Genomic DNA, 20,287 nt, shown 5'->3' with positions numbered 1-20,287 from the left:
AAAATATGCAAGCAATTATTTTAGCAGCAGGAATGGGGAAACGCCTTGGCGAATTGACCAAAGAGAATACAAAATGTATGATCAAAGTCAATGATGTTTATTTGATTGATCGCTTGCTACAGCAATTATCAGAATTAAAACTTCGCCGGATTATTATTGTTATAGGATATAAAGGCGAAAAATTAAAAGAACATGTAGGGTTTACCATTCATGATACACCCATTCAATATATAGAAAATCCAATATATGATAAGACAAATAATATATACTCTCTTTATTTGGCGAAAAAACAATTGCAAGAAGATGATACATTATTGATTGAATCAGACCTTATTTTTGATGCATCTATCTTTCACAGAGTGTTAGCTGATACATTTCCAAATTTAGTTGTGGTAGCAAAGTATAAACCATGGATGAATGGAACAATGGTTCAGATAAATGAAACGAATGATATTGTAAATTTCATTCCGGATAAAGCATTCAGCTACAAAGATGCAGATACCTATTATAAAACTGTAAATATCTACAAATTCAGTAAAGCATTTAGCAATAATAGTTATGTGCCTTTTTTGGAAGCATACAGTAAAGCTTTAGGTAATAATGAATATTACGAACAGGTTCTGCGAGTAATTACTCTTTTGGATAACTGTGAGCTGAAAGCTCTTATATTAGACAAAGAATCTTGGTATGAAATTGATGACATATTAGATCTTGACATTGCAGAGACTATTTTTGCAGAAAATAACAGTCTGGAATTATATCATAAAAGATTTGGTGGATATTGGCGATTTCCTTTTTTGAAAGACTTTTGTTATTTGGTAAATCCCTATTTCCCACCTAAGCGGATGAAAGAGGAAATCAAATCAAATTTTGATATCCTTTTAAGTGAATATCCATCAGGGATATCTGTGAACAGTTTGTTAATGGCAAGAAATTTGGGTATCAAACCCGAATACATAACCATAGGAAATGGTGCGGCAGAATTGATTAAAGATTTAATGGCAACAGTTGAAGGTAACATTGGGATTACATACCCAACATTCGAAGAGTACCCCAATCGTATAAGCCCCGAAAGAATCATAGAATACTTGCCATCGAATAATGGTTTCACTTATTCGGCACAAGATCTTATAAACTATTTTGACAACAAGAAGCTTTCTGTCATGTTACTCATTAATCCAGATAATCCTTCAGGAAATTTTATAGAAAAACCAGACCTATTCATTCTTGCAAATTGGGCTCAGAAGCAAAACATTCTTTTAATCATTGATGAATCGTTTGTTGATTTTTCCGCCGAAAGCTACCAGAACACATTGATAACTAATGACATTTTAGAAAAATATCAGAACTTGGTCGTAATTAAAAGTATTTCAAAGTCTTATGGAGTACCTGGCCTAAGGTTAGGCCTGATGGCAAGTGCATGTATTCCACTGATTACTATGATCCGGAAATCATTATCTATTTGGAACATAAACTCTTTCGCCGAATTTTACATGCAAATATATAATAAATATGATACCGACTACAAAAATGCTTGTAAAACATTCATCAATGAACGAGAGCGTTTTTTTACTAATTTAAAAGAGATCAGCTATCTGAGAGTAATACCTTCACAAGCAAATTTCTTTTTATGTGAAATAATAGCCCGTTTTTCTTCTAGTGAGTTATCTCTTATCCTATTAAAGAAATATAATATTTTGATTAAGGATTGTAGCAAAAAAGCAGGCTTTAATAACAGGAGTTATATACGAATAGCTATTCGAAATCAAGCTGATAATGATTTAATAGTTAAGGCACTAAAAGAAATAGGGGAATAATATGAGCAAACAAATATGTATATGTGGTGGTGGTGCTTTAGGTCATGTTATTGCAGGATATCTTGGTAGTAAAGTTAATTACAAAGTTAATTTGTTAACAAGCAAACCAGAAAAATGGTCGAATTTAATATCAATAAATGATTGCTTTGAAAAGCAATTTCTGGGACAAATTCATTGCATATCCTCTAACCCGCAAGATGTAGTAGAAAACAGTGATGTCATTTTATTTTGTTTGCCTGGATATGCAATTGAAACTACTTTAATTAAAATAAAACCTTGGTTAAACTCTTCAATGATCATTGGAAGCGTTGTTGCCAGTACCGGATTTTTTTTTATTGCCCATAAAGTTTTGAAGAAAGAAACTTCCCTATTTGGTTTTCAACGTACCCCTTTTATCTGTAGAATTGACCAGTATGGTGCCTCTGCCAATCTTTTAGGCTATAAAAAACAGTTATGTTTAGCAACTTTAAATATTGATCATCCTGAGACACTGATTACAGAAGTCGAAAAAATGTTTGATACACCTACTGTATTGGCAGAAACTTTCCTTGAAGTTAGTTTTACAAACAGTAACCCTTTATTGCATCCAGCAAGATTATATGCTCTATTTGGCCTTAATAGTAAAAATACTATCTACAACAGCATTCCTGGATTCTATTCAGACTGGAATGATAAGTCCTCTGAATTACTCATTGCATGTGATAAAGAATTCAATTCGATTCTAGAGAAACTTCCCATCAATAAAGATAAAATTCCAACAATATTAGAGCATTATAATAGTACCAATGCTAGTACACTCACGCAAAAGATAAGGTCTATACCTGCTTTCAGTAATATTAAGGCCCCTATGAAACATGCTTCAGAAGGATTTATTTTAGATATAAACAACCGGTATTTTACTGAAGATTTTCCCTTTGGTATACTAATACTAAAATCAGTAGCCGAAATATTAGGTATCAAAACGCCATACATAAATCAGATTCTACTTTGGGGGCAACAAGTTATGGATAAGATCTACCTAAATGATAATGGGGATCTTTTGAAGAAAGAACTTATGGGGACAGGTTATATATCTTCAGATGTTTTTAGAGAAATGATGCAATTAGTAAATTCTCAAGATCAATCATGCAAGAACTAAGAAAACGATTTAATCCGGATGGATCTATATTAAGAAAGCAACAACTACGAATGTTGGATCTATTAGTTGTTGTTGATAACGTATGTAAAAAGTATGACATTCCATACTGGTTAAGTTCGGGCACACTATTAGGGGCTGTACGACACAAAGGATTCATTCCATGGGATGATGACCTTGACATAGAAATGATGAGAAAAGATTATCTTCGGTTAGTAAAAGTACTTCCAAATGAACTTCCCGAACAATATATACTACAAACACATGATACAGATGAAAATTATATATTTATTTATGGTAAGTTGAGGGATAAAAACTCATTCTTATCTGAGACTAATAAGTATGACCGGATATTTAAATACCAGGGCATATACATTGACATTTTTCCAATGGAATACATCCCAAAGAGTTTGGCATGGATTGGGGGCCACATGCATGGACAAATATACAAGCAATTAAAGAAAAGTCATATCCCAGATAATATATTAGTGCAACGTACTAATAGAATTTATTGTTTTAATAATCGTTTTAGCTTTCCATTACTTCGATTTATCTCAAAACTATGGCCAGTTAAACAAATAAGGCACTCTTTTGGAACGGCCTATTTTGCCCCACGGTATAAGGAAGACATATTTCCACTATCAGAAATTGAATTTGAAGGGAAATTATTTCCTGCTCCTCATAGCACTCATAATTATTTAAAACGCATTTATGGTGATTATATGACATTACCTGATTTAAACAAGATAACTCCTCATTTCAATGACATTCGATTTACACAATAAAATGAAACAGCTATGAAACCAGCGCTTGTTGATGTATCTGTACTAATCCTCTTTTTTAATCGACCCAAACAGTTATATGAAGTTTTTGAGGTTGTAAAAGAAGCTCGTCCTACTCGATTGTTCTTATATCAGGACGGTCCCCGTGGTGATTATGATCTTCTCAAGATTAATGCATGTCGAGAAATTGTAAAACAGATTGATTGGGAATGCGAAGTACATCATAAATATCAGGAAAAAAATTACGGATGTGATCCTTCGGAATACATATCACAGAAATGGGCTTTTTCTATCACTGATAAATGCATTGTTTTAGAGGATGATGATGTGCCGTCTGTGTCTTTCTTTCATTTTTGCAAGGAATTACTTGATAAATATGAAAATGACCCACGAATATTTGTGATTTCTGGTTTTAACCATGAAGAGATAACACCAAATATTCCATATGATTATTTTTTCACATCCAACCTATCTATTTGGGGTTGGGCTAGTTGGCGAAGAGTGATTGAACAATGGGATGAATATTATTCTTTCTTAGATGATGATTTTAATAGAAAACAGTTAGAATCCTTAATCAAAGAACGAAAATATAAACAAGATTTTATTTACACTTGTCAGCGTCACAGAGAAAGCAGAAAAGCTTATTATGAAACGATATTTTATGCTTCAATGTTATTAAACTCCGGATTGGCCATTGTACCTACACGCAATATGATAAATAACTTAGGAGCTACTATGGACTCAACGCATTTCTCCAGTTCTGCTAATGTACTTCCTAAAGGATTTCGACGCATTTTTACAATGAAGCGCTATGATATAGCATTTCCTTTACAACATCCTCATTATATAATTGAAAATATAGAATACAAAAAAACAGTTTATCGCATAATGGCATGGGGCCATCCTTTCATTAAAATATCCCGTTCTATAGAGGAACTTATATTGAATTTAAAACATGGAAACTTCTCAAGAATAAGCGAAGCAATAAGACATCGCATTAATAAAATTTGTAAGAAAGATAAACGTCTATAGTAATTTCAAGTTATGAGAGTACTCCTAATAAACACCTCCGAACGAACAGGCGGGGCCGCCATTGCAGCCAGTCGTTTAATGGATGCCCTGATCAGCCATGGAATAAAAGCCAAATTGCTGGTTAGAGATAAACAGACTACAAAAATAAGTGTAGTAAAAACAGAACATAACTGGATTGCTGTATGGAATTTTGTTTGGGAACGCATAGTAATATGGATTGCAAACAGATTCAGCAAGAAAAACCTTTTTGCTGTTGATATAGCAAATGTTGGTATGGATATCACTTCCTTACCTGAATTTAAGCAAGCAGATATTATTCATCTACATTGGATAAATCAGGGAATGCTATCACTCAAAAGCATAAAAAAAATACTTAAATCTGGCAAACCTGTTGTTTGGACAATGCATGATATGTGGCCATTTACTGGCATTTGTCATCATGCTAGAGAATGTGACAATTATAAAACAGAATGTCGAGATTGTTTTTATTTAAATGGAACAAGAAAGAAAGATCTATCCACAAAAGTCTTCAATAAGAAAAAGAAAATACTAGCCCACAACTCCATCACCTTCATCGGATGCAGCAAGTGGATAGCAGCCAAAGCTTCGGAAAGCTCATTAACCATAAATCAGCAGGTTCTTAGTATACCTAATCCTATTAACACAAATCTATTTAAACCTAGCAATAAGCTTGAAGCGCGTAAGTTGTGCAACCTACCTCAGCATGCTAAGCTAATACTTTTTGGCTCCGTTAAGATACGAGACAAGCGGAAAGGAGTTGATTACTTTGTTGACTCATGCAAAATACTTGCAAGCAAATACCCCGAGTTATGTCAATCGTTAGGTATTGTTGTATTTGGACATCACTCTAGCGATTTACAAGAAAGGATACCATTCAAAATTTATCCTATGGAATATGTAAAAAGCGAGCACGAACTAATTAGTATATATAATTCTGTAGATCTATATGTAACCCCTTCGCTAGAAGACAATCTGCCTAACACCATTATGGAAGCTATGGCTTGTGGCATACCTTGTGTGGGATTTCAGGTTGGTGGAATACCCGAAATGATAGATCATCTGCACAACGGATATATTGCTGAATACAAATCGGCCGACGATCTGGCTAACGGTATTCATTGGGTATTGGAGGAAAGCGATTACAAACAATTATCCGAAGAGGCCGTTAGAAAAGTTATAAATAACTATTCTGAGAGAACCATCGCCAAAAAATACATCGAAATATACAACAAAGTAATCGGTACCCATGCATAAGCACCTCACACCTACATTCTCAATCGTTACGGTTACCTACAATGCCGGGAAAGCATTGGAAGACACCATCCAAAGTGTCATCACCCAAACTTATCATCATATCGAATATATTGTTGTTGATGGTGCATCTACCGATGGTACTCTGGCAATACTTAACAAATACCAATCGTACATTAGTACCCTTATTACCGAACCAGACAAAGGGATATATGATGCTATGAATAAAGGATTGAAATGTGCAACCGGTGATTATATTTGTTTCTTAAATGCAGGAGATAGCTTGAAAGAAGACGATACCTTATTTAAAATGGTTCACACTATAAAAAGTAAGGACTTGCCCGATGTGTTATACGGACAAACAGCGTTAGTTGATGCGAACCGCCGCTTCCTACGAATGAGAAGACTTGAAGCACCCGAGGCACTTAATTGGAAAAGCTTTAAGCAAGGCATGCTTGTTTGTCACCAAGCCTTTTTTGCCAAACGAACGCTTGCCGAACCTTATGACTTGCAATACCGGTTCTCGTCCGACTTTGATTGGTGTATCCGTATGATGAAGAAAGCGAAGGTACTTCACAATACTCATCTAACTATTATCGACTATCTGGAAGAGGGAACAACAACCCAAAACCGCAAGGCCTCGCTGAAAGAACGATTCCGCATAATGGTGAAACATTATGGATGGTTTTCCACCATTATGCATCATAGCTGGTTTGTACTCCGGTTACTCTTCAAGCCGGGTCAGTAACTCTTCCATGCCGGCAGAAGCTCCTTTTTTTATCACTTCGATAGAACGGCCGGTTGCTACATTCACATCATTGGGATCTATTAAATACACCTTGGCCGATTGGGGAACATAATTAAGCAAACCCGCAGCAGGATACACATTCATAGATGTGCCTATAATAAGGAAGATATCGGCTTGCATTACATAATCTGCTGCTACTTCTATTTTAGGAACAGCTTCGCCAAACCATACAATATAGGGGCGGAGCTGAGAACCATCGTCGGCAAGATCGCCCATTTTTACAATATACTCTTCCGGTTTCAGCTCTTTTATGTATCTGGGATCATCAGGATTATTGCTTGAGCACACTTTGGTAAGTTCACCATGTAAATGAATAACCTTTGAACTGCCTGCACGTTCGTGCAAATTATCAACATTCTGAGTAATTACTGTTACATCAAATTTATGTTCTAATTCGGCAACTAGTTCATGCCCACGGTTTGGCTTAACTTTTAATAATTGCTTGCGGCGTTGATTGTAGAAATCGAGCACCAGGGCAGGATTTGCCTTGAAACCCTCGGGGGTGGCAACTTGCTCAACCGGATATTTGTCCCACAAACCACCGGCATCACGGAATGTACTTATGCCGCTTTCCGCACTCATCCCCGCACCTGATAAAATAATAAGCTTCTTCATTTTTTTTGCAACTTTTATACCTCACCTACAAATTTAATAAAAATATGTTCAGTTAGAGGCTGAAATGAACTAAAATTAAAACACAGAGTCACAGAAACACGGAGCTTTTCCTTGTGCTGAACACAGAGTTCTTGTATGACAAAAGCGAAGCCTCCGTGTTCAGCACAAGGAAAAGCTCCGTGTTTCTGTGTCTCTGTGTTTTTAATTCATTCCCAATCTGATGAAGTTTAAAACTCGGTGTAACCCCGTGAACTCTGCGGTGAAATACTAAAAACAGAATCATAATCCGGTATTATAAGAAATTTTAATCAACGAAAGAGGCTAGCTTTCAAAGAAAAGGTTTACTTTTGCCAATTAAATGTAAAACGCAAAGCTGTAAGTGATTACAGGTATATTACCAAACTTAAATATAATGGATAAATTTAGTTACGCTATTGGCTTGGGAATTGGTCAGAATTTATTGGGAATGGGAGCAAAAAGCATCTCCGTCGACGATTTTTCACAGGCAATAAGCGACGTTTTAAATGGCAGCCCAACTGCAATTAGTCATACAGAAGCCCGGGATATTGTTAACCAGTTTTTTGCCGAATTAGAGAAAAAAATGTCGGAAGAAAACATTCAAAGAGAAAAAGAATTCTTTGATAAGAACAAAGAGAAACCCGAAGTTAAAACTTTGCCAAGCGGACTGCAATATGAAGTTTTAGCCGAAGGCAATGGCAAGCAACCCAAAGCTACCGACAGAGTAAGGTGCCATTACGAAGGCACACTGATTGACGGAACATTATTCGATAGCTCGATTAAACGTGGCGAACCAGCTGTGTTTGGTGTAAACCAGGTAATACCAGGATGGGTTGAAGCACTTCAACTTATGGGCGAAGGAGCAAAATGGAGATTGTATATTCCTTCCGAACTTGGATACGGTGCACAGGGAGCAGGCGAAATGATCCCACCACACAGCACACTGATTTTTGATGTAGAATTATTAGAAGTATTATAAATTTAATTAATGTAATTAAAGCAAAATGAAGAAAGTAAGTATTTTAATGATCATTGCCGCTGCCATGAGTTTTGTATCATGCGCACAAGCTCCTAAAGCTCAGCTTAAAACTGACGTTGACTCATTGTCTTATTCTATTGGTATGGCTCGTACCGACGGTTTAATGAACTGGTTGGTAGGTCAGGTAAAAATGGATACCACTTATATGGACGATTTCATGAGAGGTTTCATTGCAGGTAGCCAAGGTATTACCGATAAGGACATTGCTTATGCAACAGGATTGTCGTTAGGACAAAATGTTAGCAAAAACTGGGTTGAAGGGTTTAACCAACAACTTTTTAGTGGTGACTCAACAAAAACACTCACAAGAGACGATATGATTGCAGGTTTTGTAGCAGGTGTTACCGGCAAAGACATGAAAATGCAATTGATGGAAGCCCAAAGCTACATGGAAACAAACATGCAGAAAATAGCAGAAAAAGCTATTGAAGAAAAATACGGCGAAAACAAAAAAGCCGGTGAAGATTTCCTTGCTGCAAACAAAGATAAAGAAGGTGTAATTACTACCGAAAGCGGTTTGCAATATAAAGTAATTACCGAAGGTACTGGTTCTATTCCTGAAAAAACCGACCGCGTAGTGGTTAACTACCGTGGTACTTTGGTTGACGGAACAGAGTTTGATAGCTCGTACAGCCGTAACGAACCATTCAAAACATTAGTTGGACGTGGTATTATTCAAGGATGGACCGAAGCTCTTTCGCTTATGCCTGTAGGATCAAAATGGGAAATCTATATTCCTTACGACCTTGCCTATGGCACACAAGACAAAGGACAAATCAAACCTTTCTCTACTTTGATATTTGAAATGGAACTTCTGGAAATAGAAACAAAGAAATAAACTTTTTACTCTTTACTGAAAACTAAAAGTTTAGAATAATATGAAAGAGGCATCGACGAAACTATTCGATGCCTCTTTTTTAATATTATTCCAAAATTCAAGGATGATATATAGATAAATTAAAATAAAGTCCTATATTTGCTTACTATTTGATAAGTTAAACTAGAAATCATTAAATATGGAAAAGATAGACAATCTTGACAGACAGATTCTGGAGATCATAACCCAGAATGCTCGTATCCCTTTTAAAGATGTAGCTGCCGAATGTGGAGTTTCGCGTGCAGCCATTCATCAACGTGTGCAACGGCTAATCGATATGGGGGTGATTGTTGGATCGGGCTATAATGTAAACCCTAAAACCTTGGGTTTCAGAACATGTACTTACATTGGCATAACTTTAGAGAAAGGCTCAATGTATAAAGAAGTAGTTGCCAAATTGCAAAATATACCCGAAGTTGTAGAATGTCATTTTACTACCGGTCCATACACCATGTTAACCAAAGTGTATGCCCGCGACAATGAACATCTGATGGATTTGCTGAACAATAAAATGCAAGAAATACCAGGTGTTACTGCAACAGAAACACTTATTTCGTTAGAGCAAAGCATTAAAAAAGAAATTCCAATCCGCTTAGAAATGTAGTAAATGGATTTTTTGAATCAATATCATTTGTCCGGATTAGTTATAGGAGTTTCCACATTTCTCATTATTGGCTTTTTCCACCCTGTGGTTGTGAAGGCCGAATATTATTGGGGAACTAAATGCTGGTGGATATTCCTTATCCTTGGAATAATTGGAGTTGCTGCTTCTTTATGGGTAGAAAACATACTAATATCCTCATTATGTGGGGTTTTTGCTTTCTCCTCATTCTGGACTATTAAAGAAGTTTTTGAACAAGAAGAGCGGGTTAAGAAAGGCTGGTTTCCAAAGAATCCAAAAAGAAGATATAAATTTTAAATTATTCACTTGCATATTTCGAGGAAAACCTATACTTTTGTATCCGCATCCAAGAAATAAAGGATACACGGGCTTTTAGCTCAGTTGGTTAGAGCAACAGACTCATAATCTGGAGGTCCTAGGTTCAAGCCCTAGATGGCCCACTGAAAAAGACGATAAATCAATGGTTTATCGTCTTTTTCGCTTTTATACAGATTGTTTTTTAATGTATTTCGCATAACCTTCTTCACCATCAAAGCAGTTTTTTCCCCTTTGAGTTATATAATTCTCTTTCAGCCATTCCATGAGGCGTGAAGTAATATTCTGGAACTCTTCCGATTTGCCTTTTACCTCTCCTTTATCCAAGTATTCATTAGCAAATTCCATGTAATACAATGTTCCGATGTCATACATGTTTAGGTGTGATATCTCAATGATTTCATCTTTGCGCCAGAGATCATTTTTCAAGAAAACACCTTTGTTGTTCGTTGTTAATATACAACGATCCATATCCAACTCCATGGGTGTAATGAACAAATTTAAAAAATGCTGTTTTACCTGCTGCATGGCACGTTCTGGTGTCAATTTCTCAAAATAGCGTAACTGTCTGTTGTAATTGAAAAACCAGGCATATATATTAAGATGAAGTTCATCAGATGCAAAACGAAGTAGATTATCCACCTCATTATTATTCCAGTAGCCTGTTATTTGTGTAAGTTTATACTTGATTTTCGGCTTTGGACAAAATGTGAGTGGGGTATCCATAAGCTGGCTAGTAGGCGAATAATCAATATCAATGCTACACACTTCCTTCTTTTTGCCACATTGTGTACAGGTTGTAAATACGTTAATGTGTCGGATATCGTTATAATGTTCCCTGTAAGTATAAGCAAACTTCACACTGAAGTGATCATTTTTACATTTACACTTTTGCTTAGCAGGATATCCATCTTGTATCAGATCGTACCAATAATCGAGGCTGTCAAGAATCAGATAGCTGTCGCCACTATTGGTAGTTAGTAATCCGGCACCTTCATTACGAATGATACGAACATCAAAAACAGATTCACCCTTGTCGGTGATAATATCTTTTATAATTTCTTTTTCCATGCAGAATATTCTAGTTCACAAATATATCACAAAAAAACAAAGTTCTTATTCCGGAACCATGATAAGGGCGAATTTTACTACTTTTGCCCCACATTGAATAATAACTCTCAACTCATAACTCACATGAATCATCCTTTTGAACAATTCAATTATTGTCCCAAATGCGGATCATCGGCATTTGTAATACGTAACGAAAAGGCAAAGCAATGTAACGATTGCGGGTTTGTTTATTACTTCAATCCATCGGCAGCAACGGTGGCTTTTATACTGAATGCCAAAAACGAATTATTGGTTTGTCGCAGAGCCAAAGACCCAGCCAAAGGAACACTTGATTTACCCGGTGGTTTTGTTGATATGTTCGAAACCGGCGAAGAAAGCATTATCAGAGAGGTAAAGGAAGAAACCGGACTTGTTGTAAAAGAAGCAATCTATCAGTTCTCTTTGCCTAACCTATATGTATATTCCGGTTTCGAGGTACATACACTGGATATGTTTTTCTTGTGCAAGATAGACGATACAAGCCATATCAAAGCAATGGATGATGTAGCCGAATGCTTCTTCATTCCTTTAAATCAAATTAACCCAGCCGAATTTGGCTTGACTTCCATCAGGGAGGGATTGAATAGGTTCTTGCAAAGAAAATTGTAATACCATAGTAAAAAGAACAGAACATCATAAAAAGCTGTTGCTGATAAAATTTTGTACAAACACAGAAAGCTAAAATTCAACGTCCGTTGGATTTCGTTGCAACAATATAATAGAAAATAATATAATATACCATAACATAAGAAAAAGCAGAAGAAAAAGAAACTGCTGCTGTTGATGATGATATAAAGGCGCGAAGGCACGAAAGGATGAAAGCACGAAGGCATGAAAAAAACACCTTCGTCCTTTCGCGCTTTCATCCTTTCGTGCCTTCGCGCTATATAGACAAGCAGTCTTGGTCTATATAGCATCGCCCCATGAAGCTATATAGCATTGACCCTCAGAGCTATATAGCATTCACTCCTCAAGCTATATAGCAATTGGAGTCGTATCTTTGTAGACAAATGTTAAATCAAGGCCTGTTTTATATTTTATGCCTTATATTTGCATCGGTTTGCAAACAATTAATCCATTAAAACCTTTACTTTTGTAAAAACTATATATTCCTATGAGAACTTATATTCTTCGACTCATTTTTCTCTCTGTCTGCTGGTTGCCATTTACACTGTTGGCTCAAACCACCAGAGAGTTTACTGCACCACAAAAACTATTAAAAGAAGCGCAGGAATTATTTCGGCTAGAAAACTATCTGGCAGCGGTACCACTAGCCAAAGAATACATAAAACAGGAACCGCAATCCAACTATCTGTACGAGGCCGATTACATACTGGCATGTGCAGCTTACGAACTAGAGGATGCCAACAGGCTTGAGATATTAAAACGTTATCTTGCCAAGCATCCTGATACCCCTTACACCAACCGTATCAAAGCATTAATGGCATCGGTGTACTTTTTCAATGAGAACTACAAAAAGGCACTGGAGGTTTTCCAACTAACATCATTGGAGTTGCTTTCTGATGAAGAGCTCAATGATATGACATACCGCATGGCGATCTCGTATCTGGCAACCGACAACCCCACGCAGGCAGTAATCTGGTTCGATACGCTTCGCAGGGTAGGTAGCAAATATCAGGACGACTGTGCATATTATATTTCGTACATCCGGTACACCCAGAAAAGGTACGATGAAGCATTAACCGGATTTGTACAACTGGAAAACAACCCGAAATACAAAACACTTGCACCGTATTATGTGGCCGACATCTATCTGCAACAAAAACAATACGATAAGGCCAAAGCTGTTGCTCAAAAGCATTTAGCAACAATGGTAGTGGACAGTGAGAAAACAGCCGAGATGCACCGCATTCTGGGCGAAGTTTACTATCACTCAAAAGATTACCCTGCTGCTGTGAAAGAATTTGAAAGCTATACCAGCCGAATTAATACACCTCAACGGGGGGCTTTGTACATGATGGGGCTTTCACAATATCAAACCAAGGTGTTCAGCAAAGCAGCTGCTGCACTTGGCGAAGTAACCAAAGTAAACGATAACCTTACCCAAAATGCCAATCTTCATCTTGGGCTTTCTTATCTTCAACTGGCCGATAAAAATAAAGCACGCATGGCTTTTGAACAGGCTGCCGCATCCGATGATGATATAAACATCAAAGAACAAGCCCTTTACAATTATGCATTGGCTATTCACGAAACATCTTTCTCGGCTTTTGGCGAGTCGGTAACGGTTTTCGAGCGTTTCCTCAATCAGTTCCCTAACTCGACCCATACCGAACAGATAAGCAGTTACCTGGTCGATGTATATCTCAACACCCGTAGCTACGAGGCTGCATTAACATCTATCGAAAGAATTTCTCGCCCCAACAACCAGATAATGGAAGCCAAGCAGAAAATTCTTTTCCAACTAGGAACCCAAAGTTTTGCAAATGCCAACTTCCTGAAGGCGGCCGGCTACTTTACCCGCTCCACTGAAATTGGACGATACAACCAGCAAACCAATGCCGAAGCCCATTACTGGCGGGGCGAAGCTTATTACCGCCTGAATAGTTTACCCGAGGCAACGCGCGATTTTACCGAGTATCTGCACCTCAACCGGCAGCCCAATACCGAGATGTATGCACTGGCGCAATACAACCTTGGCTACATAGCTTTCCATCGCAAAGATTATAGCAACGCACGTAACTATCTGCAACAATTTGTAAGAGCATACAAAAGTGAGGACAAGACCATACTTGCCGATGCTTACAACCGCATTGCCGACTGTTACCTGCAAACACGTAACTTTAGCGATGCCAAGCAATACTATTCGCAGGCAGAGGGTTTGAATACGTCGACCGGCGATTACTCGTTCTACCAACTGGCACTTGTTGCCGGGTTAGAAAAAGATTATGCAGGTAAAATTACGCTGTTAAACAGGCTGGCCGGCAAGTATCCGGCATCGCCTTACGCCGTAAATGCTCTGTACGAAAAAGGACGTTCTTATGTGTTGATGAATAACAACACACAGGCCATTAACGCTTTCAATGAGTTACTAACCAAATATCCCGAAAGCCCTGTTACCCGTAAAGCCGCAACCGAGATTGGATTGTTGCATTACCAAAACGAGCAATACGATCAGGCCATCAATGCCTACAAATACGTGATACAGAAATATCCCGGCAGCGAAGAGGCTCGTTTAGCTTTTCATGATTTGAAATCGATTTATATCGACCTCAACCGGGTAGACGAGTTTGCATCACTGGCGCAAAGCCTTCCAGGCAATGTACATTTCGATGTAAACGAACAAGACTCGCTTACGTATGTAGCTGCCGAAAAGGTATATGCACGTGGCCAGATAAATCAAGCTAAAGAAAGCTTTAACAGGTATATTCAGAGTTATCCGCAGGGTGCCTTTACCCTCAATGCCCATTACTATTTAACCGTAATAGCCAAAGAGCAGAAAAACCCGGAACTGGTATTGTTACATTCGGCCAAATTGCTCGAATATCCGGATAACCCATTCTCGGAAGAGGGGCTTGCCATGCGTGCCGAAGTACAGTTTAACCAACAGAGCTACAAGGAGGCACTGGCAACCTACAGAATGCTGAAAGAGAAAGCATCGAATGCCGACCGGCGGGTACTGGCCGAAACCGGTATCTTGCGAAGTGCTTTCTTCTTGCGGGATGATACGGAAATTATACATGCAGCAACCGATTTGCTTGGCGAGTCTAAGCTGTCGCCCGAGTTAGTAACCGAGGCTACCTACTACAGGGCCAAGGCGTATTTAAGACAAAATGCAACTCAAGCTGCAACAACCGATTTGAAAGCACTTGCTAAAGATACCCGCAACCTGTTTGGGGCCGAAGCAAAATACCTGGTTGCCGAACTGTTGTACAATCAGAAAAACTATGATGTGGCCGAGAAAGAGTTACTCAACTTTATTCAGCAAAGCACCCCGCATACCTATTGGTTAGCCAGAGGCTTTATACTGCTATCTGATGTATATGTAGCCATGGGCCGCCAACTGGATGCCCGCCAGTACTTACTTAGTTTGCAACAAAACTATCAGGAAGATGATGGTATTAAGAGTATGATTGAAACCAGATTAGAGAAGTTATGAGTAGTGAGTAATGAGTAGTGAGTTATGAGTAGTGAGTTAACTCAATTCATAACTCACCACTCAAAACTCATTACTCAAAACTCATCACTCACCACTCATTACTCACCACTCATTACTCATTACTCAAAACTTATAAAAATATGAACTCAAAACTCATAACTCATTACTCATTACTCTATATAGGCATCCTGTTAACAGGTATTGTTTCTCAAGCAAATGCTCAAACTCCTGCCGATACATTACTGAATCGTACAGTGGTAGTAGAGCAGCAATACAATCCGGATATAATGGATGCCCAGAAAGTAAATGTTGTTCCTAAAGTAGAAGAAATCAAAGTTTCGCCCCGGACGGTGGTATACGATAATAAATTGTCGCTTGCTACTTCATTCCCCGCCGAAACGATGGGTGTATATGCAGCCAAAGAGGAACAAGAAAATCCCATGAGAGGATATGTACGCCTGGGATATGGTGCTTATGGTAATCTGGATGCACATGCCAATTACCTCTTCACCCCTTCGGGCAACGACAAACTGAATATCCTTTTCGACATGGACGGCAGAAGCGGTAAGCTAAGAATGTACGATAGCGATAATAAATGGAAAAGCCACTATTACCGTACCAAAGCACAAGTAGCATATACCCATCAGTTCAAAACGGTTGATATGGATATTGCCGGAGATTTTGGATTGAGCAACTTCAACAATCACCCCAATTCGCCCACCCGCCAAAAGAAGTTTACTTCTGGTGCCGGACACCTTGGTTTTAAGTCGACCGACGATAATCTGCCGGTTCTGTTCAATGCAGAAACCAATTTAATGCTTTACTCGCGCGCGTACAATTTTATAAACAATGGCGATGCTTTGAAAGAAAGCCTTATCCGCACAAAAGCCGATGTTACCGGATTAATCACCGACGAGCAAACCATCAGCTTGGGAGTGGAAATGAACAATCGTTTCCTGAATCAGGATTATAAAAACAGTACTTCCATATTGCTTAATCCGTATTACGAATTAAAAAATAATAACTGGAAACTGCATGTAGGAGCCAATGCCGATTTTGCTTTCGGCTTTGGAGACAAGTTTAGCTTTTCGCCCGATGTGGTAATCAACTACATATTCTCCGACAGCTACATTGTGTATGCCAAAGCTACTGGTGGCAGAATGATGAACGATTTCCGCAGACTGGAAATGTACAACCCCCACGGCGAGCTTCATACCACTCAGTTAAAAGACAGTTATGAGCAGATAAATGCTTCGGCAGGATTCAAGGCCAGTCCTTTTGCGGGAGTATGGTTTAACTTTTATGCCGGATACCAGAAAATAAAGAACGATTTATTCTGCGAGCTCGAATTTGTTGAGCCAACCAGAACAGATCCTGCAATGTTCTACAATTACACAAATACCAGCAATGTTTTTGTAGGGGGCGATCTGAGCTACAATTATAAAGACATGTTTATCCTGGGTTTAAATGCCAAATATTATAACTGGGATGCCGATAATGAGTTAGCTTATCTGCTTAAACCTGCATTCGATTTTGGTATTCAGTTAGACTTTAAACCATTCAAAGCACTCAATATCGGCCTCGATTATAGCTATACCCAACGGGCAAAAGCTACCGACATGGAAAGATTGAAAGCCGTAAACAACCTTAACATTGGTGCAACCTACGAGATTTTTGAAAACATAGGTATATATGCACGTGCAACCAACGTGTTTAATACCAAACATGCTTATTACCTGAATTACATAGATCAGGGAATGAGTTTCCTGGGAGGAATGAGTTTCAGGTTTTGATGTTTCAGGTTTTGATATTTCAGACAAAAGAAACAGTTCACTATGAGGCCAACGGCCTCAATACAATAGCGTAGGGCAAAGCCCTACGTAAACGAAATGACAAAACAGTGACCCCAACGGGGTCAACGTAGGAATCATTAGCTGCGTTGACCCCGTTGGGGTCATTATATCTACATATTCGTTTACGTAGGGCTTTGCCCTACGCTATTGTGCAGAGGCCGTTGGCCTCTTATTTGATCTTCATTTTCGTTTTAATACAATATTTCTTGTTAAAAACCCTTTTTTTTATAAAAAAGAGCAGATTATCACCTTATTATAAAGCAAAGAAAAATGTTTTTTCCTACTTTTGCGGCGAATTCTATTTAAAGGTATAACAATAATATGCAAAAAAACCTTGTTATTGTAGAGTCTCCTGCAAAAGCAAAAACGATTGAGAAATTCCTCGGGAAAGAATATAAAGTACTTTCGAGCTACGGACACATCCGCGACTTGAAGAAGAAAGACTTCAGTATTGATGTTGAAGACAACTTCAAGCCCAATTACGAAATACCCGCAGAAAAGAAGAAAGTTGTAGCCGAGTTGAAGACCGCAGCAAAAGACGCCGATATGGTTTGGCTGGCTTCCGATGAAGACCGCGAGGGAGAAGCCATATCATGGCATTTGTACGAAGTTCTGGGATTAAGCCCAGAGAAGACTAAGCGTATTGTATTTCATGAAATCACAAAACCTGCTATTCTTAAAGCCATTGAAAACCCACGCGATATTGATATTAACCTCGTTAACGCTCAACAAGCCCGTCGTGTACTCGACCGTATTGTAGGTTTCGAGCTATCTCCGGTTCTATGGAGAAAGGTTAAGCCGGCATTATCAGCAGGCCGTGTACAATCTGTGGCAGTGAGGTTGATTGTTGAAAGAGAAAGAGAAATACAAAACTTCCAAAGCGAAGCCTCATACCGTGTAACGGCAACCTTCCTTGTACCCGAAGCCGATGGCAAAATGGTTGAGATGAAGGCTGAACTTGCCCGCCGGATCAAAACAAAAAAAGAAGCACAGCAATTCCTTGAAGCATGCAAAGCAGCATCTTTCACCATCGAGGATATTACTACCCGCCCAACAAAGAAAAGTCCGGCTGCACCGTTTACCACTTCTACACTTCAGCAAGAAGCAGCCCGTAAACTGGGATTTACCGTGGCACAAACCATGATGATTGCCCAGAAACTTTACGAATCGGGAAAGATCACCTATATGCGTACCGACTCGGTTAATCTTTCGGAATACGCTATTGCAGGCAGCAAAGAAGCTATTTCGAACATGATGGGCGATAAATACATCAAAACCCGTCAGTATGCAACCAAAACAAAAGGTGCACAAGAAGCTCACGAAGCCATCCGCCCTACTGCTATGTCCGATCAGGTTATTGAAGGAACAGCACAGGAAAAGAAACTGTACGACCTCATTTGGAAACGTACCATTGCTTCGCAGATGACCGATGCCGAACTGGAAAAAACAACAGCCAACATATCTATAAGCAACGTAAGCGATAATTTTGTTGCCAACGGCGAAGTTATTAAGTTCGACGGTTTTCTTCGGGTGTACAAAGAATCTTACGACGATGAAACCGAAAATCAGGAAGACGAAGGCCGTTTGCTTCCTCCTTTGAAAAAAGGTCAGGTACTCGAAGCTAAAGATATTGTTGCAATGGAGCGCTTCAATCAGCGTCCGGCAAGATATACCGAAGCCAGTTTGGTTCGCAAATTAGAAGAACTGGGCATTGGTCGTCCATCAACTTACGCACCTACCATCTCGACCATTCAACAACGTGAATATGTAGAGAAAACCGACAAGGAAGGTGTAGAACGTTCGTATGATGTACTTACGCTTAAAAACAGTAAGATTGAAGATGTAACACGTACAGAAATAACAGGAGCTGAGAAATCTAAATTATTCCCTACCGATATAGGTATTGTAGTAAACGATTTCCTTACCGAATACTTCCCCAAAATACTCGATTACAACTTTACCGCTTCGGTAGAGAAAGAGTTTGATGATGTAGCCGATGGCGATAAAGAGTGGACAACTATTATGGACGATTTCTATAAAAAGTTCCACCCCTCTGTTGAAGCAACATTGGCAGCCAAAAGCGAACACAAAGCAGGCGAACGTGTTCTGGGCACCGATCCAAAGAGCGGTAAACCGGTATCGGTTAAAATCGGTCGTTTTGGTCCTGTAGTTCAGATAGGTACCAGCGATGATGAAGAAAAACCAAAGTTTGCTCAACTAAGAAAAGGGTTTTCATTGGAAACCGTAACTTTGGAAGAAGCCTTGGAATTATTCAAACTGCCCCGTAAGCTCGAAGAGTACGAAGGAAAAGTTGTTTCCATTGGAGTTGGCCGATTTGGTCCTTACATATATCACAACTCTAAATATATCTCTTTACCCAAAGAGTTCGATCCTATGGAGGTGACTTACGATCAGGCTGTAGAACTAATTCTGGCAAAACGCAAAGCCGATGCTGAAAAGATAATAAAGAAATTCGACGAAGAGCCCGAACTGGAAATCCTTAATGGTAGATATGGCCCTTATATTGCATACAAAGGAAGCAACTATAAAATTCCTAAGAATGTAGAACCTAAGGATCTGAATCTGCAAACCTGTATGGATATTATAAAGCTTCAGGAAGATAAAGGAACTACTAAAAAGAGGAAGTTTACTTCGAAGAAGAAATAAGCTGTAACCCAAACAAAAAAAAGAGGATGTATCATGGTTTTTCCAAATACATCCTCTTTTTAGTTTAATGTTTATCGTCTACCCCAAGGGTTACAACGTTTTTATCTTAACCCAACTTTCACTCATCACCATCATATTTCCTGCATCACTGACATCTGAGGGTCATTCTGGTGGCGGCTGTGTCCTACAGATTTTTATTTTCTTG

At 38.6% G+C, this 20,287-nt stretch carries 16 protein-coding genes and 1 tRNA gene; 15 read left to right on the top strand and 2 right to left on the bottom strand.

Annotated elements, in window-relative coordinates; translation table 11 throughout:
* The first annotated feature begins 5 nt into the window (after positions 1-5).
* The 6 genes from D0T85_RS18095 to D0T85_RS18070 are packed head-to-tail and all read left to right on the top strand — an operon-like array spanning position 6 to position 6,786.
* Entirely contained in the window at positions 6-1,817 is a 1,812-nt protein-coding gene (locus D0T85_RS18095) for an aminotransferase class I/II-fold pyridoxal phosphate-dependent enzyme (protein WP_163214934.1), read from the top strand.
* A gap of 1 nt (position 1,818) precedes the next feature.
* Positions 1,819-2,955, top strand: a complete 1,137-nt coding sequence (locus D0T85_RS18090) for an NAD/NADP octopine/nopaline dehydrogenase family protein (RefSeq protein ID WP_163214933.1) — start codon at positions 1,819-1,821, stop codon at positions 2,953-2,955.
* Entirely contained in the window at positions 2,943-3,737 is a 795-nt protein-coding gene (locus D0T85_RS18085; RefSeq protein ID WP_203558522.1) for a phosphorylcholine transferase LicD, read from the top strand. The genes D0T85_RS18090 and D0T85_RS18085 overlap by 13 nt, the downstream gene beginning before the upstream one ends.
* Positions 3,738-3,749: 12 nt before the next feature.
* Entirely contained in the window at positions 3,750-4,766 is a 1,017-nt protein-coding gene (locus tag D0T85_RS18080; RefSeq protein ID WP_163214932.1) for a hemolysin activation protein, read from the top strand.
* 12 nt (positions 4,767-4,778) lie between these two features.
* Positions 4,779-6,041: a glycosyltransferase family 4 protein gene (locus tag D0T85_RS18075; protein ID WP_163214931.1), complete on the top strand. Its 1,263-nt coding sequence runs from the start codon at positions 4,779-4,781 to the stop codon at positions 6,039-6,041.
* Positions 6,034-6,786 (top strand): glycosyltransferase family 2 protein, encoded by a 753-nt coding sequence (locus tag D0T85_RS18070; RefSeq protein ID WP_163214930.1) that lies wholly within the window; start codon positions 6,034-6,036, stop codon positions 6,784-6,786. The genes D0T85_RS18075 and D0T85_RS18070 overlap by 8 nt, the downstream gene beginning before the upstream one ends.
* Here the strand turns inward: D0T85_RS18070 and D0T85_RS18065 are convergent.
* Positions 6,763-7,461, bottom strand: a complete 699-nt coding sequence (locus D0T85_RS18065; protein ID WP_163214929.1) for an NAD-dependent deacylase — start codon at positions 7,459-7,461, stop codon at positions 6,763-6,765. The genes D0T85_RS18070 and D0T85_RS18065 overlap by 24 nt on opposite strands.
* Positions 7,462-7,873: 412 nt before the next feature.
* On the opposite strand from D0T85_RS18065, the gene D0T85_RS18060 reads away from it, so the two are divergent.
* The 5 genes from D0T85_RS18060 (at position 7,874) to D0T85_RS18040 (ending at position 10,457) form a co-directional block, all read left to right on the top strand.
* Positions 7,874-8,458 (top strand): FKBP-type peptidyl-prolyl cis-trans isomerase, encoded by a 585-nt coding sequence (locus D0T85_RS18060; protein ID WP_163214928.1) that lies wholly within the window; start codon positions 7,874-7,876, stop codon positions 8,456-8,458.
* 25 nt (positions 8,459-8,483) lie between these two features.
* Positions 8,484-9,356, top strand: a complete 873-nt coding sequence (locus tag D0T85_RS18055; RefSeq protein WP_163214927.1) for an FKBP-type peptidyl-prolyl cis-trans isomerase — start codon at positions 8,484-8,486, stop codon at positions 9,354-9,356.
* Positions 9,357-9,534: 178 nt separating this feature from the next.
* Positions 9,535-9,999 (top strand): Lrp/AsnC family transcriptional regulator, encoded by a 465-nt coding sequence (locus tag D0T85_RS18050; protein ID WP_163214926.1) that lies wholly within the window; start codon positions 9,535-9,537, stop codon positions 9,997-9,999.
* Between the two features lie 3 nt (positions 10,000-10,002).
* Positions 10,003-10,314: a DUF4491 family protein gene (locus D0T85_RS18045; RefSeq protein WP_163214925.1), complete on the top strand. Its 312-nt coding sequence runs from the start codon at positions 10,003-10,005 to the stop codon at positions 10,312-10,314.
* Positions 10,315-10,383: 69 nt separating this feature from the next.
* Positions 10,384-10,457, top strand: a tRNA-Ile gene (locus D0T85_RS18040).
* A 43-nt stretch (positions 10,458-10,500) separates the two neighbouring features.
* On the opposite strand, the gene D0T85_RS18035 is transcribed toward D0T85_RS18040, so the two are convergent.
* Positions 10,501-11,403 carry a hypothetical protein gene (locus D0T85_RS18035; protein ID WP_163214924.1) on the bottom strand — a complete coding sequence of 301 codons (903 nt, stop codon included), beginning with the start codon at positions 11,401-11,403 and terminating at the stop codon, positions 10,501-10,503.
* Between the two features lie 123 nt (positions 11,404-11,526).
* Between D0T85_RS18035 and D0T85_RS18030 the strand changes: the two genes are divergently transcribed.
* From D0T85_RS18030 to topA, 4 genes are all read left to right on the top strand, one after another.
* Complete coding sequence (locus D0T85_RS18030) at positions 11,527-12,051, top strand: NUDIX domain-containing protein (protein WP_163214923.1); 525 nt, start codon at positions 11,527-11,529, stop codon at positions 12,049-12,051.
* Positions 12,052-12,556: 505 nt separating this feature from the next.
* On the top strand, positions 12,557-15,562 hold the full coding sequence (locus D0T85_RS18025; protein ID WP_163214922.1) for a tetratricopeptide repeat protein: 3,006 nt from the start codon (positions 12,557-12,559) through the stop codon (positions 15,560-15,562).
* 140 nt (positions 15,563-15,702) lie between these two features.
* The gene (locus tag D0T85_RS18020; RefSeq protein WP_239060761.1) at positions 15,703-17,355 is read left to right on the top strand and encodes a TonB-dependent receptor; all 1,653 of its coding nucleotides are present in this window, start codon (positions 15,703-15,705) and stop codon (positions 17,353-17,355) included.
* 381 nt (positions 17,356-17,736) lie between these two features.
* Entirely contained in the window at positions 17,737-20,082 is a 2,346-nt protein-coding gene (gene topA / locus D0T85_RS18015) for a type I DNA topoisomerase (RefSeq protein WP_163214921.1), read from the top strand.
* Positions 20,083-20,287: the final 205 nt, after the last annotated feature.

Origin of the sequence: Bacteroides sp. 519 (assembly GCF_010500955.1) — a bacterium.
Classification (GTDB): domain Bacteria; phylum Bacteroidota; class Bacteroidia; order Bacteroidales; family Bacteroidaceae; genus Bacteroides.
This window is presented reverse-complemented; position numbering and strand designations above follow the sequence as displayed.